The organism is Aliarcobacter lanthieri, assembly GCF_013201625.1.
Lineage (GTDB): Bacteria > Campylobacterota > Campylobacteria > Campylobacterales > Arcobacteraceae > Aliarcobacter > Aliarcobacter lanthieri.
This window is the reverse complement of record NZ_CP053839.1, coordinates 160,595-185,862: the sequence shown is the minus strand read 5'-3', so window position 1 is coordinate 185,862 and position 25,268 is coordinate 160,595. Positions and strand designations below refer to the sequence as shown.

Below are 25,268 nucleotides of genomic sequence, written 5' to 3'. Positions count from 1 at the left end.
TTTGGATAGTATTCTATCCTTTAAAATTTTATAAAGAGGTTAAAAAAATGGCAAATCACAAATCTTCTGAAAAGAGAGCTAGACAAACTTTAGTTAAGACTGAAAGAAACAGATTCTACAAAACTAGAATTAAAAACATTACAAAAGATGTAGTTTCAGCAGTAACAGCTGGAGACAAAGAAAAAGCTGTTGAAGCAATGAAAGTTGCAAATAAATATTTCCACCACTGCGTTTCTAAAGGTGTTTTACCAAAAGGTACTGCAGCTAGAAAAGTAAGTAGATTACAATTAAAAGTAAATGCTATATAAGTAATTTATGCTAAAAAATAGACTTCAACCATTTATTACTAGATATGAGGAAATAACTCAATCATTGATGAGTCCTGATATCACAAGTGATATAAAAAGAATGACATCTTTATCAAAAGAGCAATCAAATATAGAGCCAATAGTTAACAAAGCTAAAGAGTATATAAAAGTTCTTGAAGATATTGAAGAAAATAAGCTTATACTTGATGATCCTGAATTAGGTGATTTAGCAAAAGAAGAATTAAAAGAATTAGAAGCTTCTAAACCAATTTTAGAAGATGAAATAAAAGTTTTAATGATTCCTAAAGATCCAAATGACGATAGAAATATTTACTTGGAGCTAAGAGCTGGAACAGGTGGAGATGAAGCTGCACTATTTGTAGGTGATTTATTTAGAGGTTACTTAAGATATGCAGAAAACAATGGTTGGAAAGTAGAGATCATGAGTTCAAGTGATAGTGAAGCGGGTGGTTACAAAGAAATAGTAATCTTAGTAAAAGGTGACCATGTGTATTCAAAACTAAAATTTGAAGGTGGAACTCATAGAGTTCAAAGAGTTCCAGCAACAGAATCTCAAGGTAGAGTTCATACATCAGCTATTACAGTTGCAGTTATGCCTGAAGTTGATGATGTTGAAGTTGAAATAAATGAAAATGATCTAAAAATTGATGTTATGAGAGCTAGTGGAAATGGTGGACAATCTGTAAATACTACAGATTCGGCTGTAAGAATCACACATATTCCTTCTGGTATTGTTGTAACAAATCAAGATCAAAAATCTCAACATAAAAATAAAGAAAGAGCTATGAAAGTTTTAAAAGCTAAACTTTATGAAATTGAGATGGAAAAAAAGATGGAAGCTGAAGGTGCAAACCGAAAAGAGCAAGTAGGAACTGGGGATAGAAGTGGAAGAATCAGAACTTATAATTTCCCACAAAATCGTATCAGTGATCATAGAATAAACTTGACTCTTTACAGACTTGAAAATATCTTAAATGATGGGCTGTTTGATGAAGTGATTGATCCTCTTATTGCTGATCATCAATCTAGACTTATCGAAGCAAATGGGCTATAAAAAGCCTTTTTTGTTTTTCTTTTTTAAATACTAATAACAAAATAAAAATACTTTTATAATTTTTAAAAATCAATCTTATATTCATTGCTTTTGCTTTAAATAAATAAAAGAATACAAATCGTGACAAGTTTTTGTTATAATTTTATATTAAAATGATAATTGATTTTAAAGTAAGTTTTTAATATCATTTTTTAATAGGGTTTAGAATATTAAAATTATACAAGGAAACAAGTGAAAACTTTTAGAAAATTAAAATCTTTAGATACTGTACTTATAAGTTTTAGCTGTATACTTAGATATATAACTAATGCAACTTGCTTTTTTAAATCAAAAAATATAAAAACAATACATTGTATAAATTCAATAAATTATGATAATTCTTTAAAAAATATTTTATATTTGGAATTAAAAGAAGTAAGGTTATAAGCAAAATGGTTAAACAATTAGTTAGAAAAATATTTCAAATAAAAAATATAAAACTAAGAATTTTTATATTAGTAACTCTTTTTATAGGTTTATTAGCTATTTTTCAATATGAAATCCAAACAAAAACAATAAAAGATATGTTTCAACCACAATTATCTTCAAATCCAGAAGCAACAGAACATTTTATAAATGCTATGGGAGTAGCATCTTATATTGAAAGATTACATAATTTTGTGAATTATGATAATTTTTTGATGAAGCCATTGCTATATAAAATGAATAAGGATTATGAAAAAGGAAAATCTTTACTTCCTGAAAATTCAGCAGAAGATGTATTTTGGTATGTGTTACTTTATAGAGGTATATATGGAATAGGTGTTATTACATCAAATAATGATATTTCATTAGATTATGAGAAAAATTTTAAATCTGAAGAAGAATATAAAAAATATTATGAAGATATCTTAAATAAAATTACAAGATTAGGAACACTTGACTTTAAATATAATGCACCTCTTATAATAGATAATAAATTGATAATGATGAATAGTTTGCTTGAAGAATATTTAAATTTAGTCTATAAATTTATGTATGATTATTTGATAGAAAAAAAATCTAATTTAATACTAGAACGAAAATATTTAGATGATATAAACAGTGTTTATAATTTGTATAAACATTATTTAATAAACAATGATGATAAACGACTAATTGATAATAAATATTTTGAGATAAGGATATTGTCATATTTATTGAGTATAGATATGAATCAAACTTTGAAAGTAGATTGTCAAAACCCAAAATATAAAGAATTATTTAAAAATATAAGGGATATTGAAAATTTTCGCACAAATTTACAAGTCAAACATGATAATAAAGGCTTATCGTATGTATTTAGCAAAACTTCATGGTTGAAAAATTTAGTGAAATCATTAAGCAATTGTGATAGTTTAAAAGAAGAAGTATCCAAAGTTCTTAAAATTTTAAATAAAGAATAAGTAAGGAGTATAAAATATCAACTGATACACAACATATTCAATTAGAAGAAATAATAAAATATTTAAGAAAGTTTCATAAAAATAATTAAACTTTAAGGATAACGTTACAATGTATTTAATAATAGTACTTGCTTTAGTGATTTTTTATTATGTAATAGGGATAATAATTGTTTCATTTTTTGATAATGATTATGAAATTGGAATTTTTATGGCTTTATTAATAATAATTTTTGGATATTTTTGGAATTGGTGGTATCCTAAAATGGTAAGAAGTTATGATGCTGATGATAATGACAAAAATTCTTATGATAGTTATATTAAAAATATTATAAATAAAAAGCATTCAGGACAAAGAATTAGATTTATTGATAGTTTTTACCTCATGATAGAAAGTAAAAATATAATTAAAATTTGTAATTTATTTGGATTACTATTATTCATAGTTAGTATAGTGTTACTATTAAAATAAAAGGTAAAAAATGGAAAAGAATCAAACAAATCTAGATAAATTAGATGAAATAACATCAACAATAAGCACTATATCACAGATAGCTCCTGAAAAACTAGCTCCTTATATTGTAAGGAAAAAATAAATGAAACCTTTTAAAGAATATATAGGAGATATATTAGTTTATTTACTAATAGCTTTTTGGTTATGGATGCTATATTTTTGGTTTAGATTAATATTTATATTTATAAAAGAAGAAGATTACAAAACATTAATTTTTTTCTTAATATTATCTGGAATAGCCATTATAGTAGTTGGATATATTTCTAAGTCGTATGTTTATAACCGCAGTATAGCAGGAGCATATATAATAGAGTATTTTCAAGAACTAAGAAAAAAACAAGAATTAAAAGAAAGAATAAGTTTAAATGATAAACTAGATTTATGGGCATTAGATGGATATGGTGTAAAAATTGGGAATAGAATAGGTATTACATTAATATCTATTGGTGCAATAATATATATAGTTAAGTACATTTTATAAGGAGTGGAATTTATTAAACAAATATCTATAATTTTAATAAATATTTACCGATAATTGCAAGAGATAAAGTCTTGAATTTTATAGAAGAGTTAAGCAACTATCAAGATAGAAATTTTGTTTTTTTGTAAAAAGTACTTTTAGTAAAAATTGGAATTGTAAATTAGAAACTTCCAAGCACTAGAGGAACTAATTATAGACAATATTGTTCATAAATTAAATATGAAAAGTAACCAAACTGTAATCAAGGCTTATTAGAATTCTTCCGTAAATAAAATTTATCGGAGAAAAAATGAATTTAAAAAAATCATCTATGGCATTGATAGCGAGTGCCTTATTAGTGTCAAGTTTAAGTGCAAGAGACCAAATTAAAATTGTTGGTTCATCAACAGTTTATCCTTTTTCATCTTCAGTTGCTGAAGAATTTGGAGCTACTACATCATACCCAACTCCAGTTGTAGAATCAACAGGAACTGGTGGTGGATTAAAATTATTTTGTACTGGAGCTGATATAAATACACCAGATATTGCAAATGCTTCAAGAAAAATGAAAGCAAGTGAACTAAAAATGTGTCAAGATAATGGTGTTACAGATATAACTGAAGCTTTAATTGGATTTGATGGTATTGCGATAGCTCAAAGCTCAAAAGTACAAAGTTTTAATGTAACAAAAGAACAATTAGCATTGGCAGTTGCAAAAGAAGTTCCTTCAAAAGATGGTAAATCATTAGTAGCAAATCCATACAAAAAATGGTCAGATATTAGTAATAATTTACCAAATAGAGAAATCATTGTTTATGGACCACCAAAATCATCTGGAACTAGAGATTCTTTTGAAGAGTTAGTATTACAAACAGTATTTGAAAAAATGTCAGTTTATACAGATTTATTCAAACAAGATGAAAAAGCAAATAAAAAATATAAAGCTTATTCAGAACTTAGAACAGATGGAGTTTATGTAGAATCTGGTGAAAATGATAACTTAATTGTTCAAAGACTTACAAAGAATGAAGCAGCAATTGGTATTTTTGGGTACTCATTTTTAGCTGAAAACAAAGATAAAGTTGTTGGACTTAGTATAGATAATATTTCACCAACAGTTGATACTATTGCAAATGCTACATATCCGATTGCTCGATCTATGTATTTTTATATCAAAAATCAACATTCAAAAGATGTTCCATCTTTAAAAGAGTTTACAAAACTTTTTGTATCTGAAAAAATGCTTGGAACAGATGGAATTTTAACTGAAATTGGACTTATTCCATTAACTGATGATGTAAGAACAAAAGCTAGAGCAAAAGTTTTAAATAGTGAAAAACTAACAGAAGCTGATTTAAAACACTAATATTAAAGGGTAGAGGAATCTCTACTTTTTAATACCTCTTTAAAATACCATATAGGAAATCTATGCCAAATTGGACTGAAATAATAGCTAAGCTTGATTATGCTTTTCAACCAATAATCTATTCTCATAGCGGTAAAATATACGCAGTTGAAGCACTTTTAAGAAATGTTCAAGAGATACCAAATCTTACAAATATTGATGATTTATTTGATTTAGCCTTCAATAATGACTATTTATATGAACTTGATTTACAGTTAAGAGAAAAAGCTATAAGTAAATTTACAAGAATAAATCAAACAAATCTCAAGTTATTTTATAATTTGGATAATAGAATAATCTATAATAAAAGTTATTCAAAAGGTAATACAGAAAGAATCCTAAAAAAGTATAATCTAAACAAAGATAGAATATTTTTTGAATTAAGTGAGAAAGGTACATCAATAGAACAAAATGCTCTTTCTCCTATGCTTCAAAGATATAAACAAAGTGGTTACTCTATTGCAATAGATGATTTTGGTATAGGAGTTTCAGGACTTAAGCTACTATATTTTAGTGAAGCAAATATAATAAAAATTGATAGATTTTTTATATCAAATATAAACCAAGATTCAAAGAAAAAACTATTTTGTTCTTCTATTATTGATATGGCTCATATTATGGGAATGCAAGTTATAGCAGAAGGTGTAGAAACAATAGAAGAATTTTATACTTGTAAAGATATAGGTGCTGATTTTATACAAGGCTATTTGGTGCAAAAACCTACAAAAAATATTGATGAAATAGAAGTTTTATACCATGATATAGTAGATTTAATAGCAAAAGATAAAAGAAATAATAGTAGTAGATTTATAGATAATAAGTTTATAGAAGAGATTGTACCACTAGATGTTAATACTTCTTTATATGATTTATTTATACACTTTAAGAAGAATCATAAAAATAACTTTGTACCAATTGTAGATGAATTTGGATATTTTTTAGGAGTTATTTATGAAAGTGATATAAAGAAAATATCTTATTCTCAATATGGATTGTCTTTAGCTCAAAATAAAACATATTCATCAACTTTATTAAAATATATAAAACCAGCATTAAGTGTAGAAATATCTTGGGGAATTGATAAAATACTCGAAATGTATAATTTAAAATTTAATGATTCTTTAGGGATTTTTATAACAAATTCAGATAAATATAAAGGTTTTATAAATCTAAATTCTCTTTTAACTTTATCATATAAAAGAAATATAGAAATAGCAACAAATCAAAACCCTCTTACTAAACTTCCAGGTAATAGCCAAATAGAAAAATTTATAGATACCTCTTTTAAAAATATTCAATTCAATACAACTCATATAATCTATTTTGATTTTAATGATTTTAAACCTTTTAACGATATCTATGGTTTTAGACAAGGAGATAGAGCAATACTTATATTCTCTGAACTTTTACAAAAAAGATACCCTAAAAATAGTTTTATAGCTCATATTGGAGGAGATGATTTTTTTATAGGATTAACAAATCTTAATTTTGATGATGTTTTTAAATTAACTTTTGATATTCAAGATGAATTTAAAAATAGTGTAAAAAATCTATATTCAAAGGAAGATAAAAAGAATAATTTTATAATTGGGAAAGATAGATTTGGAACAACAAGAAAATTTAATTTATTATCGGTTTCAAGTGCTATTGTAGAAATAAATTCACAATCTAACATATCAAATTTTGATAATACTTTAAATTTAGTCAAAAAAGAGTCAAAAAACTCAAAAGAACCAATTTATAAAATTTTGTAAATGTAACTCAAATGTAATAAATCTTTTTTAGAATTCCATAAATTCAATACAAAGGCGTATTTTGTTGAGTAGTTTTCAATCACAAAAAAAACGAAGAGAACTAAATGAAAAGCTTATAAAATCTGCTTTGATTTTTGCAGCTGCTATCTCTATTTTAACAACTTTTGGGATTTTATTTTCAATTTTGTTTGAAGCAGTAGAGTTCTTTAAATTAAGAAGCTTTTGGTACTTTTTAACTGGAACAGAATGGACTCCAGGAACTGCCAATAGTAAATTCGGTGCATTACCTATTTTTGCAGGAACATTTGTAATTACAATTATAGCATTGCTAGTTGCTATCCCTATTGGACTTGGGAGTGCTATTTATATGAGTGAATATGCAAGTCCTAGATTAAGAGATTATTTAAAACCTATTTTGGAAGTTCTTGCAGGAATTCCAACAGTAGTTTATGGTTTCTTTGCAGCTATTACAGTAGCTCCATTTGTTGTAAAAGCAGCAAACTTTTTTGGACTTGATGCGACATTTAATAGTGCATTAGCTTCAGGAGTAGTTATGGGTATTATGATAATTCCTTTAGTTTCATCACTTTCTGATGATGTTATCCGAGCTGTTCCAGATAGTCAAAGAAAAGCAGCATTTGGTTTAGGTATGACACATGGAGAAACTATCAAAAATATAGTTTTGCCATCAGCTATGCCAGGGATTATTTCTGCATGTCTTTTAGCTTTATCAAGAGCTTTAGGAGAAACAATGATTGTTGTTATGGCAGCAGGTCTTAGACCAAATTTATCTATCAATCCACTTGAAGACATGACAACTGTTACCGTTACAATTGTTAACTCTTTAGTTGGAGATTTTGAGTTTAACTCACCAGAAACACTTTCAGCCTTTGCTTTAGGTTTGGTGCTATTTATCGTAACTTTGATTTTAAATATGATTTCATTGTCATTGATAAGAAAATTTAAAGAAAAATATAAAGTGAATACATTATGATAAAAAGAAATAAGAAAAATAAACAGAACAATCCATTTTATGACCCAACTTTAAGAAGAAGACATGCAAGTGCAAGAAGATTCAAAAAGTTTACTATAACTTCTTTAATATTTTCCGTAGCATTTTTGGCATTTTTCCTTTTTGATATGATAAATAAAGGACTTCCAGCATTTAATATAGCTTTTGTAAAAGTTGATGTAACTTTCAATGAACAAACATTAGATGATACAAGATTAGCAGTTCCAAGTGAATTTAGAACTATAGTTTCTAGAGCAGCTTTAAGAGATTTACCAAAATTATTGGAAAAAAATCCACAATATAAAGATACAACTCAAAATCTTTGGATTTTAACAAACCACCAAGTTGACCAATATATCAAAAATCACAACCATAATTTGAAAGATAAAGATATAGCGATTGTTGATGAACTTTATGCAAAAGGACTAATAGAAAAAAGATTTAACTCTTTATTCTTTTTAAATGGGGATTCAAAAATTCCTGAATATGCTGGTATTTTCTCATCAGTTGTTGGTTCTATCTTAACATTAATTATAACAATGCTAGTGGCATTTCCAATAGGTGTTATGACTGCAATATATCTTGAAGAGTTTGCTGGAGATAATAAATTTACAAGATTTATAGAGATAAACATCAATAACCTTGCAGCAATTCCATCTATTTTATTTGGACTTTTAGGTCTTGCTATATTTATAAATCTTTTTGGAATGCCAAGAAGTTCTCCACTTGTAGGAGGATTAACTTTAGCTCTTATGACTTTACCAATTATAATTGTTAGTTCAAGGGCAGCATTAAGAGCAGTTCCAGATAGTATTAGACAAGCTGGATATGGTTTAGGATTAAATAAAATTCAAGTAACGCGAGACCATGTATTACCATTAGCCTTTCCAGGGATATTAACTGGTTCAATTATAGGTTTAGCACAAGCTATGGGAGAAACTGCTCCACTTATTATTATAGGAATGATTGCATTTATTCCAGATGCTCCATCTATGGTTACACAAGCTGCAACAGTTATGCCAGCACAACTATTTACTTGGGCTGGAATGCCAGAGGGTATGTATATAGAAAAAACTGCAGCAGGTATTTTGGTGTTATTAACAATATTAATCTCATTAAATGCAATTGCAATTTATTTGAGAAAAAAACTAGAAGTAAAATGGTAAAAGGAAAAATATGAGTACACAAATAAAATCAAAAATAGATGTAAAAGATTTAAATCTATTTTATGGTTCAAATCAAGCTTTATTTGATATAAATGTAGATTTATATGAAAATAAAATTACAGCTTTAATAGGACCTTCTGGTTGTGGTAAATCAACATTTTTAAGATGTATAAACAGAATGAATGACTTAATTCCAATAGTTAAGATAGATGGACAAATTATTATAGATAAAAAAAATATTTATGATAAAGATGTAGATGAAGTAAGTGTTAGAAAAAGAGTTGGAATGGTTTTTCAACAACCAAATCCTTTTCCAAAATCAATTTATGATAATGTTGCTTATGCACCATTAAAACATGGACTTGTAAAAAAAGGAAAAGAGTGTGATGCATTAGTTGAAACTTCTTTAATAAAATCTGGACTTTGGAATGAAGTAAAAGATAAATTACAACAACCAGGAACTTCACTTTCAGGTGGTCAGCAACAAAGACTTTGTATAGCAAGAACAATTGCTATCAAGCCAGAAATTATTCTAATGGACGAACCAACAAGTGCATTAGACCCTATTTCAACAGAAAAAATTGAAGCTTTAATGCTTGAATTAAAACAAGATTATACAATCATTACAGTAACTCACAATATGCAACAAGCGGCACGTGTTGCTGATTATACGGCATTTTTCCATTTAGGAAAATTAATAGAATACGATATAACAGAAACTATTTTTGTTAATCCACACAATAAAAAAACAGAAGATTATATAACAGGGAGATTTGGATAATGTTAAAACCATATGAAATAAAACTAGCAACAGTAAAAGAAGAAGTAAAACAGATAGGATTTTCTGTAATTGAGGCTTTAGAGGTTTGTTTAAAAGCATTGAATGATAGAAAAATTGAAGATTTAAGTAATGTAGAAATTAGTGAGAAAAAAACTCTTATAAAATCAAATGAAATAGACAATATTATTGTTGGAACAATGGCTTTATATACACCTGAAGCAAAAGATTTAAGAAGATTAGTATCTTTTTTAAAAATCACAAATGAGTTAGCAAGAACTGCTGCAAATACAAAAGATTTTGCAAAAATGTTTAAAAAATCATACTCAAGTGATTTAGATACAAATATTATATTAGAGTACACTATTCCTCTATTAAAATCCGCTTTATTATCTTTGCAAACTGCAACTTCTATTATAGATGAGAAAGATGAAAAACAAATAGAAGAGAAATATCATAGAGTTGTTGTTGAAGAGAGTAAAACAGATGATTTATATCTTATGATAGAAAAAAATATTTTAAAACTTATCTCAAAAAAACTTGATTTATCAAAAGAGTATTTTGATATTTTAAGTAGTTTAAGAAGATTAGAAAAAATAGCTGATAGAGCAGTATCTATTGCAAGATTGCTACAATTTGCACAAGTTGGTGGAGATATTGAACAGTCATAATTCTGAAATTTTTTATATTAGACATTTTAAAAAAGCCATCAAAAAGATCTCAAAATATTTTAGCTCCAATTTTGAAGTTTTAGTTGCAACAATTATCTTTTTTACGATACTTGTTGCAGGACACGACTTCTATAAAGCAATAATTTTAATGTTAGAATTTATTGTGATTATGGAAGTTGTAAAGATGATTTCCGACTTTATCAAAAAAGAAACTTTAAGACTTAGATATGTAATTGATATTTTTATCATTTTTTTAATAAGAGAAGTTATAATTCTAGCTACAAATAAGAATCGAGAGTATTTTGATATTGTTTTTTTACTTTTAGTTATATTTATATTCTTTATTTTTAGAATATTAGCTATCAAATTCTCTCCATTAAATGAAAAAAAAACAGATGAGATACAATGAACAGTAAACTAATTTTGATAATAGAAGATGAAGAAGATATGTTAGAACTTCTTGAATATACATTACAAAAAGAAGGATATGAAACAATAGGTTTTTTATCTATAAATGATAATGTAAAAAAAGTTTTAGAAGAAGAAACTATTGATTTAATATTAATGGATAGAAATCTAAGTGGAATAGAAGGAACTAGCTTTATAAATAATATAAAAAAAGATGGTTACTCTACACCAGTTATTTATGTAACTGCAAAAGACAAAGATGAAGATATTATTGATGGTTTCAATTCTTATGCAGATGATTATATTACAAAACCTTTTAATCTAAAAGAACTTTGTGCAAGAGTAAAAGCTGTATTAAAAAGAACTTCAAAAGAGATAGAAGTTTTAAAAGTAAGAGATATTTTATACAATTTTGCTAACAAACAGTTTTATATAAATAATAAAGAGATAGAACTAACTCAACTTGAATCAAATTTGTTATTAGAGTTTATAAAGAATAAAGATATTCTACTTTCAAGAGAGTATTTATTAGAAAAAGTTTGGGAAGACTCGTTAGATAAAAAAGAAAAAACTGTAAATGTTGCTATCAAACGATTAAAAACAAAAATTGATCCAAAAAGTGAAAAAAAATATATAAAATCTGTTAGAGGTGAAGGTTATATATTTTGCTAAAAATTCATCAACTATTCTTACGAACATACCTTACAATATTTGTAGCTATCTTAATAACTGTAACGTTACTTACATATTTTTGGGCAAGAACTTTATATTTAAATCAAATAGAAAAAAATCTTATCCAGAATATTGATACCTTAATTGTTGTAATAGAAAACTCACAAAATATTGATACTATAAGAAATATAGTAAAAGATTTAAGTGAAAAACTAAGTTTAAGAATATCTTTAATTGATGAAGATGGTTATGTTATTGCAGAAAGTCATAAGAATTTAGATGGAATAAATAATCATATAACTAGAACAGAGATAATAGAAGCAAAAAATATAGGAATTGGAAGGGATACTAGAAAATCTGAAACTTTAGATAAAGAACTTTTGTATGTCGCGAAAACAACTACAATAAATGATAAAATATTTTATATAAGAATGGCTGATTATACTCATAAAATTACTGATAATTTTATGAAATTAACTTTAGAAATCTTTGCTTATATAACTATATTTCTTTTTATTGCATTTTTATCCACATATTTTATAAGTATTAAAATAAAAAAAGAAACAGATTTAATCCTAAACTTCTTAAAAGAATTATCAAAAAAAAGAAAACCTATTTTTTTAAGATCAAACTATACTTTTGAATTTTATAAGATTGCAAAACTTCTAAATAAAGTAGCTATAAAACTATATAAAAAAGAGAAGGCAAAAGCTAAACATACAGCAAAACTAACTATTGCAAATAGACAAAAAGATGATATTATTTCTGCTATTTCACATGAGTTTAAAAATCCAATTGCAATTATTTCTGGATATAGTCAAACTTTAATGAATGATAAAGATATGCCAAAAGATATGAAACTAAAATTTTTAAATAAGATTTTCTCAAACTCAAATAAAATGTCTCAAATTATAGATAAATTAAGACTTACTTTAAAATTACAAGAACAAAAACAAGAACTTGTTTTAACTTCAAACTCTATAAAAAAGATTTTAGAAAATTGTATAAGTGATTTAAAAGTTAAGTATAAAGACAGAGAAATAAAAGTAATTGGTAATGATATTTCTTTAAAAGTTGATGAAACATTATTTTCTATAGCAATATCAAACTTAATAGAAAATGCTTTAAAATACTCTAATGAAGATATCTTAGTTGAGATTTCAGAAAATTATATTGCAATAATTGATAAAGGTATTGGTATAAGCAAAGAAGACTTAGAAAAAATTAAAAAGAAATTTTATAGAGTTTCAAACAATGAATGGAATAACTCTTTAGGATTAGGGTTGTTTATCGTTCAATCTATTATAAAATTACATAATTTTAAACTGGAAATAGAATCTCAATCAGATATTGGATCAAAATTTATAATTTATCATTAAAACTTACTTAATTTAAGCTATATAAAAGGAATAGTTAAATATTATTCCAACTCATTAAAGAAAGGGAGTTAATAAATGAAATTTACTCAAATGGCTAAAGCCAACGAAATCGAAAGATCTTGGGTTGTAGTAGATGCAGAAGGTAAAGTATTCGGAAGAGTTATTACTGAAGTTGCTACAATATTAAGAGGAAAAAATAAACCTTGTTTTACACCAAACGTTGATTGTGGAGATTATGTAATAATCATCAATGCAAGTAAAGCTAAATTTACTGGTGCTAAATTAGAAGAGAAAAACTACTATACACACTCAGGTTATTTTGGAAGTACAAAAACTCACAAAATGTCAGATATGATTGAAAAAAACCCTGAAAAACTGTATAAATTAGCTACTAGAGGTATGCTTCCAAAAACTACTCTTGGTAAAGCTATGTTAAAAAAATTAAAAGTATATGCAGGAAGTGAACACCCTCATACTGCTCAAATTAAAGGATAATAGTAATGGCAAAAGTATATGCAACTGGAAGAAGAAAAACTGCAATAGCAAAAGTATGGTTAGAGTCAGGAAATGGACAATTAACAGTTAATGGACAAACTCTAGACGCTTGGTTAGGTGGTCATGAGTCTATCAAAAAAAGAGTTTTACAACCATTACAAGTAGCAAAACAAGAAGCATCAGTAAATGTTATTGTTAAAACATTAGGTGGTGGATACTCTGCTCAAGCAGACGCTGCAAGACACGGAATTTCAAGAGCTTTAGTTGCTTTTGATGAGCAATTTAGAACTATTTTAAAACCTCATGGTTTATTAACTAGAGATGCTAGAAGTGTTGAAAGAAAAAAATACGGAAAGAAAAAAGCAAGAAAATCTTCTCAATTCTCAAAAAGATAATTGGTATTTTTCTTTATTTTCCCCGAAGGAGTGGTTTTTATCACTCCTTTTTTTATGCCTCATTTACTAAGGTTATATGACATCTCTTTTTTATATGCCATATCCCAAAACATATATTCAAACTCAACACTAGAGATAAAAATATCTTCAATTTTTTCCTTCTCTTCTTGTGATTTATTTTCAACTAATTTATCAACTGCATCAAAAAACCACTCAAATGATTGTTCAAAAGCTTCTCCAGAATACATATCTATCCAAGATTTATAAAAGTTGTTTTCTAAAATATCTTTATATTGTTTTTTTAATCTCTTTCCATAATCACTATATGTCCATGCACAAGGAAATACTGTAGCTAAAGTTTCTACTAAGTCACCTTTTTGTGCTACTGCTAACATATTTGCAGTATAAGCTCTATTAAATAAAGAAGCTTTTACATTTTCTACTTCCTCTTTAGTAATTCCAAACTCTTGCATATATTTCCTATGAACTTGCATTTCATCTACAAGTGTACTATGTAGGATAGAACTAAGTCTTGCTAACATTTCTTCATCTTCAGATTTTATCATTGCAGCAGCAAAAACTTTTGAATATTCTAAAAGGTAAACATAATCTTGTAATAAATAAAATTTGAATTTTTCTTTATCTAATGTTCCTTTTCCTAATTCTTGAACAAAAGGATGGTTATAACCATCTTCCCAAACTTTTTTTGCTTTATTTTTTAAATTTCTTGAAAATGACATTTTAAATCCTTATTTTTAAATTTTGATATATTCTATCATAATTAAAAGTTTAAAGCCAATTTATGGGATTTTTTGCAAAAATAATATAAAATACTATATGAAATTTTTACTTTTTAATCTACTATTTTTAATATATTTAAACGCTTCAACTCTTACTTTAGCTATGAGTTCAAGTCCAAGTAGGCTGAATCCTATTTTATCAAATGATACAGCTAGTTCAGAAATATCTGATTGGCTTTTTAATGGTCTTTTTAAGTATGATAAAAATGGAAATATAACAACTGAAATAGCATCTTCATATTATTTTGAAACTCCAACAAAATTAATTATAAAGTTAAAAGATAATGTTTTATGGCATGACAAAGTAAAAGTTACTTCACAAGATGTAATCTTTACTTATGAACAAATAATTAACCCAAAAGTTTTTAACTCTATAAAATCAAATTTTACAGAAGTTGAGAGTGTAAAAGCAATTGATAATTTAACTGTGGAAATAAATTATAAAAAACCTTATTTTAAGGCTCTTGAGATTTGGATGTTTGGACTTCTACCTTATCATATTTTAAAAGATGAAAAAGATTTAATGACTAGCTCTTTTAATAAAAATCCAATAGGAACTGGTTCATATAAGCTAAAAGAATTTAAAACAGCTTCAGATATAGAACTTATAGCAAATGAAGACTTTTTTGAAGGTCGTCCAAAAATTGATAGAATTTTATATAAATTCTTACCAGATTTAAATACCTCTTTTTTATATTTAAAACAAAATAAGCTTGATATTGGAGCATTAACACCTATACAGGTTTCAAAACAAATCGATGATAATTTTAAAGATAATTTTAATATCTTGAGTAAAGCAAGTTTTAGTTTTTCTTATTTAGGCTTCAATCTTGAAAATCCTAAATTTAAAGATAAAAAAGTAAGACAAGCATTATCTTTAGCTATAAATAGGCAAGAATTAGTAGATATTTTATTCTTTGGTTATGGAGAAGTTTGTAATGGACCATTTATGCCAAACTCTTTTGCTTATAATGATGAAGTAAAAGAAACAAAACAAAATTTAGAAAAAGCAAAAAAACTTTTAGAAGAAGCAGGATACGATGAAAAAAATCCTTTAGTCTTTGAAGTTATTACAAATACAGGAAATGATATAAGAATAAATGCTGCACAAATTCTACAGTATCAACTAGCAAAAGTTGGTGTGACTATGAAAATAAGAGTTATGGAGTGGCAAGCTTTTTTAAATACAATTGTTCATCCTAGAAATTTTGAAACTATTCTTTTAGGATGGTCTTTAGCACTTATGCCTGATGCTTATCCATTATGGCATAGTAAAAGTGCAAAACTTGGTGGGTTTAATCTGGTAAATTATAAAAACCCTAAAATAGATGAACTAATAGAAAAAGGTAGTGGAACAATAAATAAAGATGATTTAAGTATCATTTATAAAGAAATTTTTAAAATTATATCTGATGATTTACCATATCTATTTTTATATATTCCAGATGGAATTACTGCAATAAATAAAAAAATAAAAAATATTGATCCAGCCTTTATAGGTATTATGCATAACCAAAAAGATTGGGAAATTGAAGAATAAGGAATTTTGATGAAACAAAATAAAACTCAGCATTGTGTAGATAAAAAAGAGATGATTATTTTATTTGATTTAGATGGAACTTTAATAGATTCAACAGATGCTATCACAGATACATTTTTACATGCTTTTTCTAAACATAAGTTCGATTTTAAAGGAAGTGTTGAAGATATAAAAAAACAAATTGGTTATCCCCTTGATATAATGTTTGAGAAATTAGGTGTATCTAAAAGTAAAGTATGGGATTTTGTAGATAGTTATAAAACTAGATATAAAGACATTTCAGTTGCACAAACAACTTTATTAGAAAATGCTTTTGAAGCTGTAAATCTGGCTTCAAGTTTTGCAAAACTTGGTATAGTTACAACAAAAACTAGAATCTATTCAACTCCAATTTTAGATAACTTTGATATTACTAAACATTTTGAAGTAATTATTGGAAGAGAAGATGTTGAAAATCCTAAACCTCATCAAGAACCTATTTTAAAAGCTTTACAAAGTTTAAATTATGATAGTTCAAAACAACAAGCTTTTATGATAGGAGATACAAAACTTGATTTGATATCTGCGCAAAATGCCTCTATAAGTTCTATTGGTGTTTTATGTGGTTACTCAAAAGAAGATGAACTTTTAAAATATACAAATATTGTAAAAAAAGACTCTTTAGAAGCTATAAAATATTTATCTAATTTATGATAATAAATATTTATAAGATGCTATTGTCCTTATTTATAGGGTTTTGTGGCTCACTGATTTTTATATTTTTAAATCTTCCTTTACCATGGTTACTAGGCAGTATTTTTGCCACAAGTTTAGCTATAAGATTTAATAATATCCCTATATCAAGCCCAAAGATCTTCTCTCCACCAGCTAGGATTTTAATAGGACTTACCATAGGAAGTGCTTTTACTCCAGAAATATTAAAATATATTCCAAACTATACAGCTAGTTTACTACTGGTTATTCCATTCACCATATTAGTAATATTTTTTGGAACATATTACTATTACAAAGTTTTAAAATATGATTTAAAAACTTCATATTTAGGAAGTATGCCTGGTGGGGTTATAGAAATGGTGATAATAGGACAAGAGTTAAAAGCAGACACTTCAAAAATAACTTTAATGCAAAGTTCAAGGTTATTTTTTGTTATTATTTCACTACCATTTATAATTCAATATATCTTTCAAATAGACATTCGTGGTAACCAACTACTAACAATTCCTATAAAAGATATTGATTTATTTGAATTTTCATATATATTCATTTTTGGAATATTAGGAGCAATTATTGCAAAAAAACTACGCCTTGCTGCTGCATACTTAATAGGACCTATGATTGTAAGTATAGTTCTATACTCTAGTGGATTTGTGCATACACATATTCCTGATGAATTATTAAAATCTATTCAAATTATCTTTGGAACTATCATTGGTTTTACTTTTAAAAATGTTGATTTAAAAACTATTTTTAAAACTTTAGTGGCTACTTTAGGACATTTTATAATTTTGCTTATTTTATGTACTATTTTTATTTTTATTATCTATCATTTTATGGATTTTGAAGCTTTAGATATTTTGCTTGCCTTTGGACCAGGTGGGCAAACAGAGATAAACTTGATAGCAATTTTAGTTGGTGCAAATCTACCTTATATAACTTTACACCATATTGTAAGACTTTTTATTGTTATGAATATTGCACCAGTTATTGCTAAAAGGTTAAATACAAATTAATTTTTAATTTGTATTTATTAAGTCATTTAAAAGATTATTGATACTATCTTCAAAACCATTATTTACAGCCTTCACAAAACCATAAGCATCATTTGATTTACATACAATTTTTTTATCGAAAGTAAAAGATTTTAAAACTTTATTATCTTTTATTAAATTAAATTTAAATTTTAAAATAGCATAAGATTTATTATCTTCAAAAATTTGATATAATTTTATAACTTCAGTTTTTAGTAAATATTCATAATCTATTTTTTTATCTCGTAAAACTATATTTTCAAAAATATTACTTGTTATAAAAGAGTCTATTAGTTGATTATGAATCATATTGCTTGGAAAATCTATCCATTTATTTTTTGCATACTCTTCAAAAGAATATTGTTTTGTACTATAAAACATTGATGTTAAATTAAAACTTCTATTTACATTTGGTTCTTCTATAAAAATTGAGCTAAGTTTTGGTGCTTCTAACTTTTTATTTGATTTAAAATCTATTGAATAATGATTTATATCTATTATTGTTTGTTGTTTTAAACTACATCCTGTAAATACTAAAAAGAGTATTAAAAATATAATCTTATTCTTCATCTTTTTCTCCTGGTCCATATTTTATATTTTTTTGTTTAAATAGTAAATCACTTGGGCTTTCATTTATATTTTTTACTAAATCTTGAGTTTGATTTAAAGTATGATCTAAATTTCTTAAAACTACTTCTAAATTATCAAGAGAATCTTGAGTTAATCCTTTTATATCAAAAGTTCCTTTATCAAACTCTTCTTTCATTTTAGTTGTTAAATCTTTAAAATTATCAGCAGAGGTCTTTACACTTTTAAAAGATGAACTTCCAATATTGACAAAACCTTTTACACTATCTAAGAGTTTATTGATATTATTCTGATTCTCTATGACATAAGATGAGAATGCCTCTACATTTGCCATACTCTTTTGACTATTTTCTAAAAGTAGTGATAAATTTTTTAAATTTTCTTCATTTAAAACTTTTCTAATAGAATGAAGTAATAAAGTTATCTCTTTTGTAATATCTTCAGTTGAATCAACTAAAGAATTTAAAGCTGATTTTTTTGAATTTATAACTTTTTCTCCATTTTGATTCTCTTTTAAAAGTTTCGCATCATTACTTCCACCTTTTAATTCAATATATTTTAATCCTGTAATACCAAGATTTCCTAGAATTCCATAGTTATCTTCTTTTATTGGAGTTCCTTTTTGAATTTGTAATTCTACTTTGATTTGCTCAGAATTTTGTGGATTTATTTTTATATCTCTTACGACTCCTACATCAAATCCCATATATTTTATTGAAGATCCTATATTTAATCCAGAGATTGATTCATTAAAATGTATAATATATTCATCATACTTCTTATCTTCTAAACCATATTTTCCCAACCAAAATATTGCAATAATTAGTAAAGAAGATACTATACTTACAAATAGTCCTATTCTAAAAAAATTAATTCTTGTATCCATTAATTAGCCTTTTTATATGATAAAAAATCTTGTATAAACGTATCTTTAGAACTTAAAGCTTCATTTATATTACCATCAAATATTTTTTCTCTTCGTATTATTATAAACCTGTCTAGAACAGTTTTAATTGTTTCTAAATCATGAGTTATTATAACAGTTGTAATATCTAAATTATTTTTTAAATATAATAATAATTCATTTATTTGTTGTGTACTTGCGGGATCAAGTCCACTCGTAGGTTCATCTAAAAATAAAATCTTTGGCTGCATAGCAAGGCTTCTAGCAAAAGCTACTCTTTTTTTCATACCACCACTAAGCTCGCTAGGATATAGTTTTGCAACTGATTTAGGAAGCCCTACAATATCTAAATTTGTATAAGCTATCTTTTCTATTATATAAGATGGTAGATTTGTATACTCTTTTAACATAACAGAAATATTCTCAATTACATTCAAGAATGAATATAAAGCTCCAAATTGAAATAAGTATGAAAATTGTAACTTCATTTTTTCCATTTCATTAATAGATAATTTTGAAATATCCTTATTAAAAATTTTTATGGTGCCTCTTTGAATTTGATTTAGCATAACTATCTGTTTTACTAATACACTCTTTCCTGAACCACTTCCACCTAAAACACCAAATATTTCACCCTCTTTTACATCAAAAGATATATCATTGTGAACTACATTCTTTCCAAAAGCTGTATGAAGATTTGAAACTTGTATAATTTCCATTTTATATCCCCATTTGAGTAAAGATTACAGAGAAAACTGCATCTAATAAAATAACCACAAAAATAGCATTTACAACACTAATAGTTGTATATTTTCCTATACTAGTAGTATTATTTTGAACTTGAAAACCTCTAAAACATCCAATAATTGCTATACAAAATCCAAAAAAGACTGATTTAAAAACCCCTATTATTAGATGTTTTACTGCTACTTCATTATGAAGTCTATTTATAAATTCTGTAAATGTTACATCTAAATGCGTATATGATATTACCATTCCTCCAAAAACTCCAATAATATCTGCAAAAAAAACTAATAGTGGTAAAGATATACTCAAAGCAAAAATTCTAGGAAGAGTTAAAAAAAGTATTGGTTCAAAGTTCATAGTTCTCATAGCATCTACTTCTTCTGTTATTTTCATAGCACCTATTTCTGCTGTATATGAACTTGCACTTCTACCAGCTATTACAATAGCAGTTACAAGAGGAGCAATTTCTCTAAACATAGTTATACTTATCATCTCAACTATAAATATATTTGCTCCAACTTTTTCAAGTTGAACTGCACCTTGATATGCAATAACAATACCAACCAGAAAAGAACTTACAACAACTATCAAAATAGCATTTACTGCTGAAGTTTCAATATATTTTAGCATCGCCTTAAATCTAATCTTTTTGGGATGAAAAAGAGAATATATGAAAAAATAGAAAACTTTTCCTACAAAATCTAAAAATAATTTTGATGAATTAAAAATTTCATAAGTTTTTTGTCCTATTTTTTCAAAAACTCTATTTATCTTTTTTTTATCCTCTAAAATTTCATCTTGATAATGTTTTTTATAAAAATTAAAAGTTTGTTCATATTTATCAAAATTTATAAAAGAAAGATTATTTTCCTTAAAATTTTTTAAGAGTGTAATTATATATATTGTAGCTATACTATCTAATTCTTTTAACTCTTTAAAATCTATAAATAACTTTTTATTTATATCAATATTTAACTTTTTAATTTTTTCTATAATAATAGGAAGTGTATTTTTATTCCAATTATTTAGGAGTATAAGTTTATAGCTATTTTCGAGTTTTTCAAGTAAAATATATTCTATACCATTATTCATAATAATTTTTCTTTCATTAAAAATAAAATACTTTATAGTATCTAAAGTTTATAAAAAAGATAGAATACAACTCTATTTTTAAGCTTTTATAGAACTTGCAAAATCCATTTCTAACTCTTTTGAATTTATTTTTAACATTGAGTATATATTTTTTGAAAAGTCATCTGGGAAAACTTCAAAAGTTTTATTTTTTAAAGCTTCAAAAGCTTTTTCTACAATTTGTTTAGGAGAAGCTTTAGGCATTTGTAAATTTTTTGCCATATCTGTATCAATTGGTCCTGGAAAAACTTCATATACTTGTATTTGTTTATTTTGTAACTCTGCACGAAAAGCTTGCATTATAGAATGTAAAGCACTCTTTGAAGCACAATATAAAGCCATTGTAGGAAGATTTATAAAAGCAAGAATTGAATTTATAGTGATAATTGCCCCATCTGGTTTGATTTTTGAACTTAAAGTTTTTGTAACATTTAAAGTTCCAAAAGTATTTACTTCAAAATCATTTGAGAATGTTTCAAATATTCTTTTTTCACTATTAAATCCTGCATTATTTATTAAAAGATCTATCGAATTTATAGAATTAGCTACATTATCAATATCTGATTGTTTTGTAATATCTAAAGTAAGTATTTTAACTCTTTTATTAGAACCATACAATTTTTCTAAACTATCTATATTTCTAGCACAACAATATATCTTTTTTACATTTTGTTCTAAACAATAATTTATAAAAGTTTGTCCTAACCCACCATTTGCACCAGTTATTAAAATCTCTTTATCTGTAATATTCATATATTATCCTTTTCTAAGTTTTTATAAACTCTATTAAGTAAGTTTATTAATTGTTTCTTTTCATCTTTTGAAAAATCTTTTGTTAATTCTTTATTGAAGTTTAGTGAACATAAAGCAATATCATCTACTATATCTATAGCTTTTTTTGTTGGATAAATATTGCTTATTCTCCTATCAGTTTTATTTGGCTGTCTTTGAAGAAAGCCTTTTTCTTCTAATCTATCAATCATTCTAGTGATATTTGCTTGATCTTTATATGTTGAATCAGAAATCTCTTTTTGTGTTAAACCTTCTGCTTCAACTACTCTAAAAATAATCGACCACTGTTCTGGAGTAATATCAAATTCTTTAATTTTTTTAGCGAATATTGTTTTTGACATTAAAGCTGTTTTATTTAAAATAAATCCTAATGATATATTCATATCAAACTTCAAATTTACTCCTTATACCAATAAATTGAAGTATATTTAAAAATAAAATACTTGTCAAGACAATTATTATTTTATCAATAGAATCAATAAAAGCCTAAAATAAAAACTCTTTAGTTATAATTTCTATAATTTTAAAAAAGGATTTTTAATGCCATTATTAGATAGTTTTAGAGTTGATCATACTATTATGCCAGCGCCTGCAGTACGAGTTGCAAAGGTTATGCAAACTCCAAAAGGTGATAATATTACAGTTTTTGATTTAAGATTTTGCGTACCAAATAAAGATATGATGAGTGAAAAAGGAACTCATACTTTAGAACATTTATTTGCTGGATTTATAAGAAATCATCTAAATTCACCTACAGTTGAAATAATTGATGTTTCTCCTATGGGTTGTAGAACTGGATTTTATATGAGTTTAATAGGAACTCCAAGCGAAAAAGAAGTTGCATCTGCTTGGAAAAAAGCTATGGAAGATGTCTTAAATGTTGAGAAACAAGATGATATTCCAGAACTAAATATTTTTCAGTGTGGAACTTGTGCTATGCACTCACTTGATGAAGCAAAAGATATTGCAAAAAATATTTTAAAATCTGAAATTGGTGTAATGTCAAATGAAAAACTATTTTTAAGTGAAGAAAAACTTAGTAGTTTAGGAAACTAAAAAGTGCAAGAAAAACTAGAACTTTTTAAAGGTTTATTTAGTGATTATACAAATATTTCCATTTTACATATAGATAATAATTTAGGTTTAGTAAACTCTACTTTAGAAGAGATAAAAGAAAAAAACCAAGGCAAGATAAAATATATTCCTTTTGTAGATGAAAGTAGTGCAAAATTAATAACTGCAAGAGCATATGAATATATAGTTTTGAGTAATATTTTATCTTCTTGTAAAAACCAAGAAGAGATTTTAAAATCACATTACAAAGCCTTAGAAAATTCTGGGAATATCATAATTTTAGAAAAGATTTCAAATGATAATAAATATGAAATTTTAGATTTGTTAGAAAATATTGGATTTCAAGCACCAAATACAATAGAACTTTTTGATGAAGTACTAATTTTTACTGCAAAAAAAATGCACCATTGGGGATATGGTTTATAAATGAAAGATGATATTTTAGTAACCACATCAGATGGTTCAAATACACTTTTTTCTTTCAAATATAAACAACATTTTCATAACACTGAAGATGGTGGACTTAGTGAAGCTTTAAATAAACATATTATCCCTGCTTTTACATATCATAAATATAAAAAAGAGTTAAATATTTTAGATATTTGTTATGGTATAGGATACAACACAATGGCTACTATTTACTATATTTATAAAAATAATTTAGATATAAAGATAAATATATATTCTGTTGAATTGGATTTTGATTTAATAAAATCTTTAAAAAGTTTTACTTATCCAAAAGAATTTGAAGCTTTTACAAATATTATAAATGAAATATCAATAAATCAAATATATCAAGATGAAAATATAAAAATTGAAGTTAAAATTTTAGATGCAAGAGAATATATAAAAAAATTTCCAGAAAAATTCTTTGACATAGTTTATCAAGATGCATTTTCAAGTGAAGTAAATTTTGAACTTTGGACAAAAGAGTACTTTGATGATATTTATAAAATTTGTAAAAACAATGCTATTTTAACAACTTATGCAATAGCAACTCCTATAAGGTTATCTATGTATGAAGCAGGATTTTTTATATATGAAACAAAACCAACAAAAAGAAAAATAACTATAGCTTTAAAGACAAAAGAAAATATTAATGCAAATTATATAGATATGGAATTAAAAAAAATTCGTAATCCAAATGCAATTGCTTTATATGATATTTAATCACTTTCTATTATAATTTTGCAAATTTATCGCACAAGGAAAAAAATGCGACTATCTAAAATCTTCCTCACACTTATTCTAACTTCTATTTTTGCTTTTTCTTATAATGATAAAATGGTTTTTCAAAAAATTGAAAAAGATTTAGATTCAATAATAGTAAAAGATTTAAATAAAAAACAACTAATTTATCAAAAAGATGCAAATCAAAAATTAAGCCCTGCAAGTCTTACAAAAATTATGACTTCTATTATTGCAATAGAAAGTGGTAAGATGGATAAAGTTGTAACAATTACAAAAGAGATGAAAAATGTTGAACCAACTATTATGAATTTTAAAGTTGGAGAAAAATTTTATCTAAAAGATTTAGTAAATGCAGCTATGATAAAATCAGCAAATGATGCAGCAAACGCAATAGCAATATATTTAGGAAATGGTAATAAACAAACTTTTGTAAATATGATGAATGCTAAAGCAAAAAAAATTGGTATGCTAAATACAAATTTTCAAAATCCATGTGGATTTGATGCTCCAAAGCATAAAAGTACTGCTAATGATTTACTAAAACTTACAGAATATGCTATAAAAAATAAAACATTTAATGCTATTGTAAAAAAGGAAAACTATAGTTTTCAAGCAATAAATACAAAAAGAACATATAAAATACATACAAGTAATAAACTTCTTCCAAAAGAAAAATATATGATTGGTGTAAAAACAGGTTATACAAGTAAGGCTGGACCTTGTCTGATTGCAAGAGCAAAAGAAGGTAAAAAGGATATTTTATTGGTTATGTTAAACTCTCAAAATAGATGGGAAAACACAAAACTAGCATTAGATACTGTTTTAAAAAATAGATAAATT

The 25,268-nt window shown here is 25.6% G+C and carries 31 protein-coding genes; 24 read left to right on the top strand and 7 right to left on the bottom strand.

Features of this window, described 5'->3' with window-relative positions; translation table 11 throughout:
* Nucleotides 1–47 precede the first annotated feature (47 nt).
* The 17 genes from rpsT (at nucleotide 48) to rpsI (ending at nucleotide 13,913) form a co-directional block, all read left to right on the top strand.
* Nucleotides 48–308 (top strand): 30S ribosomal protein S20, encoded by a 261-nt coding sequence (gene rpsT, locus ALANTH_RS00915; protein WP_026802982.1) that lies wholly within the window; start codon nucleotides 48–50, stop codon nucleotides 306–308.
* A gap of 7 nt (nucleotides 309–315) precedes the next feature.
* Nucleotides 316–1,383 carry a peptide chain release factor 1 gene (prfA, locus tag ALANTH_RS00910; RefSeq protein ID WP_026807195.1) on the top strand — a complete coding sequence of 356 codons (1,068 nt, stop codon included), beginning with the start codon at nucleotides 316–318 and terminating at the stop codon, nucleotides 1,381–1,383.
* Between the two features lie 231 nt (nucleotides 1,384–1,614).
* Nucleotides 1,615–1,809, top strand: a complete 195-nt coding sequence (locus ALANTH_RS00905) for a hypothetical protein (protein WP_026807194.1) — start codon at nucleotides 1,615–1,617, stop codon at nucleotides 1,807–1,809.
* Nucleotides 1,810–1,814: 5 nt separating this feature from the next.
* Complete coding sequence (locus ALANTH_RS00900; protein ID WP_026807193.1) at nucleotides 1,815–2,807, top strand: hypothetical protein; 993 nt, start codon at nucleotides 1,815–1,817, stop codon at nucleotides 2,805–2,807.
* 109 nt (nucleotides 2,808–2,916) lie between these two features.
* Nucleotides 2,917–3,276: a hypothetical protein gene (locus tag ALANTH_RS00895; protein ID WP_026807192.1), complete on the top strand. Its 360-nt coding sequence runs from the start codon at nucleotides 2,917–2,919 to the stop codon at nucleotides 3,274–3,276.
* A gap of 124 nt (nucleotides 3,277–3,400) precedes the next feature.
* Nucleotides 3,401–3,799, top strand: a complete 399-nt coding sequence (locus tag ALANTH_RS00890) for a hypothetical protein (RefSeq protein ID WP_020847442.1) — start codon at nucleotides 3,401–3,403, stop codon at nucleotides 3,797–3,799.
* Between the two features lie 289 nt (nucleotides 3,800–4,088).
* Nucleotides 4,089–5,144 (top strand): substrate-binding domain-containing protein, encoded by a 1,056-nt coding sequence (locus ALANTH_RS00885; RefSeq protein ID WP_026807191.1) that lies wholly within the window; start codon nucleotides 4,089–4,091, stop codon nucleotides 5,142–5,144.
* 62 nt (nucleotides 5,145–5,206) lie between these two features.
* The gene (locus ALANTH_RS00880) at nucleotides 5,207–6,937 is read left to right on the top strand and encodes a GGDEF domain-containing protein (RefSeq protein ID WP_026807190.1); all 1,731 of its coding nucleotides are present in this window, start codon (nucleotides 5,207–5,209) and stop codon (nucleotides 6,935–6,937) included.
* Nucleotides 6,938–7,001: 64 nt separating this feature from the next.
* On the top strand, nucleotides 7,002–7,931 hold the full coding sequence (pstC, locus tag ALANTH_RS00875; protein WP_026802977.1) for a phosphate ABC transporter permease subunit PstC: 930 nt from the start codon (nucleotides 7,002–7,004) through the stop codon (nucleotides 7,929–7,931).
* Entirely contained in the window at nucleotides 7,928–9,115 is a 1,188-nt protein-coding gene (gene pstA, locus ALANTH_RS00870) for a phosphate ABC transporter permease PstA (protein ID WP_029888269.1), read from the top strand. The genes pstC and pstA overlap by 4 nt, the downstream gene beginning before the upstream one ends.
* 10 nt (nucleotides 9,116–9,125) lie before the next feature.
* On the top strand, nucleotides 9,126–9,896 hold the full coding sequence (gene pstB / locus ALANTH_RS00865) for a phosphate ABC transporter ATP-binding protein PstB (protein ID WP_026802975.1): 771 nt from the start codon (nucleotides 9,126–9,128) through the stop codon (nucleotides 9,894–9,896).
* Nucleotides 9,896–10,564: a phosphate signaling complex PhoU family protein gene (locus tag ALANTH_RS00860; protein ID WP_026802974.1), complete on the top strand. Its 669-nt coding sequence runs from the start codon at nucleotides 9,896–9,898 to the stop codon at nucleotides 10,562–10,564. Before pstB ends, ALANTH_RS00860 begins: the two co-directional genes overlap by 1 nt.
* Nucleotides 10,551–10,973 carry a phosphate-starvation-inducible PsiE family protein gene (locus ALANTH_RS00855; protein WP_228131094.1) on the top strand — a complete coding sequence of 141 codons (423 nt, stop codon included), beginning with the start codon at nucleotides 10,551–10,553 and terminating at the stop codon, nucleotides 10,971–10,973. Before ALANTH_RS00860 ends, ALANTH_RS00855 begins: the two co-directional genes overlap by 14 nt.
* Complete coding sequence (locus tag ALANTH_RS00850) at nucleotides 10,970–11,644, top strand: response regulator transcription factor (RefSeq protein ID WP_026802972.1); 675 nt, start codon at nucleotides 10,970–10,972, stop codon at nucleotides 11,642–11,644. Before ALANTH_RS00855 ends, ALANTH_RS00850 begins: the two co-directional genes overlap by 4 nt.
* Nucleotides 11,638–13,023: a sensor histidine kinase gene (locus tag ALANTH_RS00845; RefSeq protein WP_026807189.1), complete on the top strand. Its 1,386-nt coding sequence runs from the start codon at nucleotides 11,638–11,640 to the stop codon at nucleotides 13,021–13,023. Before ALANTH_RS00850 ends, ALANTH_RS00845 begins: the two co-directional genes overlap by 7 nt.
* Before the next feature lie 75 nt (nucleotides 13,024–13,098).
* Nucleotides 13,099–13,518 carry a 50S ribosomal protein L13 gene (gene rplM, locus ALANTH_RS00840; protein ID WP_026802970.1) on the top strand — a complete coding sequence of 140 codons (420 nt, stop codon included), beginning with the start codon at nucleotides 13,099–13,101 and terminating at the stop codon, nucleotides 13,516–13,518.
* A 5-nt stretch (nucleotides 13,519–13,523) separates the two neighbouring features.
* Complete coding sequence (rpsI, locus tag ALANTH_RS00835) at nucleotides 13,524–13,913, top strand: 30S ribosomal protein S9 (protein WP_026802969.1); 390 nt, start codon at nucleotides 13,524–13,526, stop codon at nucleotides 13,911–13,913.
* A gap of 59 nt (nucleotides 13,914–13,972) precedes the next feature.
* Here rpsI and tenA read toward each other — a convergent pair whose 3' ends face one another.
* The gene (gene tenA / locus ALANTH_RS00830) at nucleotides 13,973–14,653 is read right to left on the bottom strand and encodes a thiaminase II (RefSeq protein ID WP_026807188.1); all 681 of its coding nucleotides are present in this window, start codon (nucleotides 14,651–14,653) and stop codon (nucleotides 13,973–13,975) included.
* A 97-nt stretch (nucleotides 14,654–14,750) separates the two neighbouring features.
* Here tenA and ALANTH_RS00825 point away from each other — a divergent pair, with 97 nt between their 5' ends.
* From ALANTH_RS00825 to ALANTH_RS00815, 3 genes are read left to right on the top strand one after another with little or no spacing between them, the layout of a single operon-like run.
* Complete coding sequence (locus tag ALANTH_RS00825; protein WP_026807187.1) at nucleotides 14,751–16,253, top strand: peptide-binding protein; 1,503 nt, start codon at nucleotides 14,751–14,753, stop codon at nucleotides 16,251–16,253.
* Between the two features lie 9 nt (nucleotides 16,254–16,262).
* Complete coding sequence (locus ALANTH_RS00820) at nucleotides 16,263–16,946, top strand: HAD family hydrolase (RefSeq protein ID WP_228133174.1); 684 nt, start codon at nucleotides 16,263–16,265, stop codon at nucleotides 16,944–16,946.
* Nucleotides 16,943–17,983 (top strand): AbrB family transcriptional regulator, encoded by a 1,041-nt coding sequence (locus tag ALANTH_RS00815; RefSeq protein WP_228131092.1) that lies wholly within the window; start codon nucleotides 16,943–16,945, stop codon nucleotides 17,981–17,983. The genes ALANTH_RS00820 and ALANTH_RS00815 overlap by 4 nt, the downstream gene beginning before the upstream one ends.
* 3 nt (nucleotides 17,984–17,986) lie before the next feature.
* Here the strand turns inward: ALANTH_RS00815 and ALANTH_RS00810 are convergent, their stop codons facing one another.
* From ALANTH_RS00810 to ALANTH_RS00785, 6 genes are all read right to left on the bottom strand, one after another.
* Nucleotides 17,987–18,571, bottom strand: a complete 585-nt coding sequence (locus ALANTH_RS00810) for an ABC-type transport auxiliary lipoprotein family protein (RefSeq protein ID WP_026807185.1) — start codon at nucleotides 18,569–18,571, stop codon at nucleotides 17,987–17,989.
* Nucleotides 18,561–19,475 carry an MlaD family protein gene (locus ALANTH_RS00805; RefSeq protein ID WP_026802963.1) on the bottom strand — a complete coding sequence of 305 codons (915 nt, stop codon included), beginning with the start codon at nucleotides 19,473–19,475 and terminating at the stop codon, nucleotides 18,561–18,563. The genes ALANTH_RS00810 and ALANTH_RS00805 overlap by 11 nt, the downstream gene beginning before the upstream one ends.
* A complete protein-coding gene (locus tag ALANTH_RS00800; RefSeq protein ID WP_026807184.1) occupies nucleotides 19,475–20,212 on the bottom strand; it encodes an ABC transporter ATP-binding protein in 738 nt (245 codons plus the stop codon). The genes ALANTH_RS00805 and ALANTH_RS00800 overlap by 1 nt, the downstream gene beginning before the upstream one ends.
* Before the next feature lies 1 nt (nucleotide 20,213).
* Complete coding sequence (locus ALANTH_RS00795) at nucleotides 20,214–21,332, bottom strand: MlaE family ABC transporter permease (RefSeq protein ID WP_026802961.1); 1,119 nt, start codon at nucleotides 21,330–21,332, stop codon at nucleotides 20,214–20,216.
* Between the two features lie 78 nt (nucleotides 21,333–21,410).
* Nucleotides 21,411–22,124 (bottom strand): SDR family NAD(P)-dependent oxidoreductase, encoded by a 714-nt coding sequence (locus ALANTH_RS00790; RefSeq protein ID WP_026807183.1) that lies wholly within the window; start codon nucleotides 22,122–22,124, stop codon nucleotides 21,411–21,413.
* A complete protein-coding gene (locus ALANTH_RS00785) occupies nucleotides 22,121–22,558 on the bottom strand; it encodes a MarR family winged helix-turn-helix transcriptional regulator (RefSeq protein ID WP_026807182.1) in 438 nt (145 codons plus the stop codon). The genes ALANTH_RS00790 and ALANTH_RS00785 overlap by 4 nt, the downstream gene beginning before the upstream one ends.
* Nucleotides 22,559–22,703: 145 nt before the next feature.
* Between ALANTH_RS00785 and luxS the strand changes: the two genes are divergently transcribed.
* The 4 genes from luxS to ALANTH_RS00765 are packed head-to-tail and all read left to right on the top strand — an operon-like array spanning nucleotide 22,704 to nucleotide 25,265.
* Nucleotides 22,704–23,219 carry an S-ribosylhomocysteine lyase gene (gene luxS / locus ALANTH_RS00780; protein ID WP_026807181.1) on the top strand — a complete coding sequence of 172 codons (516 nt, stop codon included), beginning with the start codon at nucleotides 22,704–22,706 and terminating at the stop codon, nucleotides 23,217–23,219.
* Between the two features lie 3 nt (nucleotides 23,220–23,222).
* Nucleotides 23,223–23,663 carry a hypothetical protein gene (locus ALANTH_RS00775; RefSeq protein WP_026802957.1) on the top strand — a complete coding sequence of 147 codons (441 nt, stop codon included), beginning with the start codon at nucleotides 23,223–23,225 and terminating at the stop codon, nucleotides 23,661–23,663.
* Entirely contained in the window at nucleotides 23,664–24,407 is a 744-nt protein-coding gene (locus ALANTH_RS00770) for a tRNA (5-methylaminomethyl-2-thiouridine)(34)-methyltransferase MnmD (RefSeq protein WP_026807180.1), read from the top strand. It begins immediately after the preceding gene.
* Between the two features lie 45 nt (nucleotides 24,408–24,452).
* Nucleotides 24,453–25,265, top strand: coding sequence for a D-alanyl-D-alanine carboxypeptidase family protein (locus ALANTH_RS00765; protein ID WP_026802955.1), 813 nt, complete (start codon nucleotides 24,453–24,455; stop codon nucleotides 25,263–25,265).
* Nucleotides 25,266–25,268: the final 3 nt, after the last annotated feature.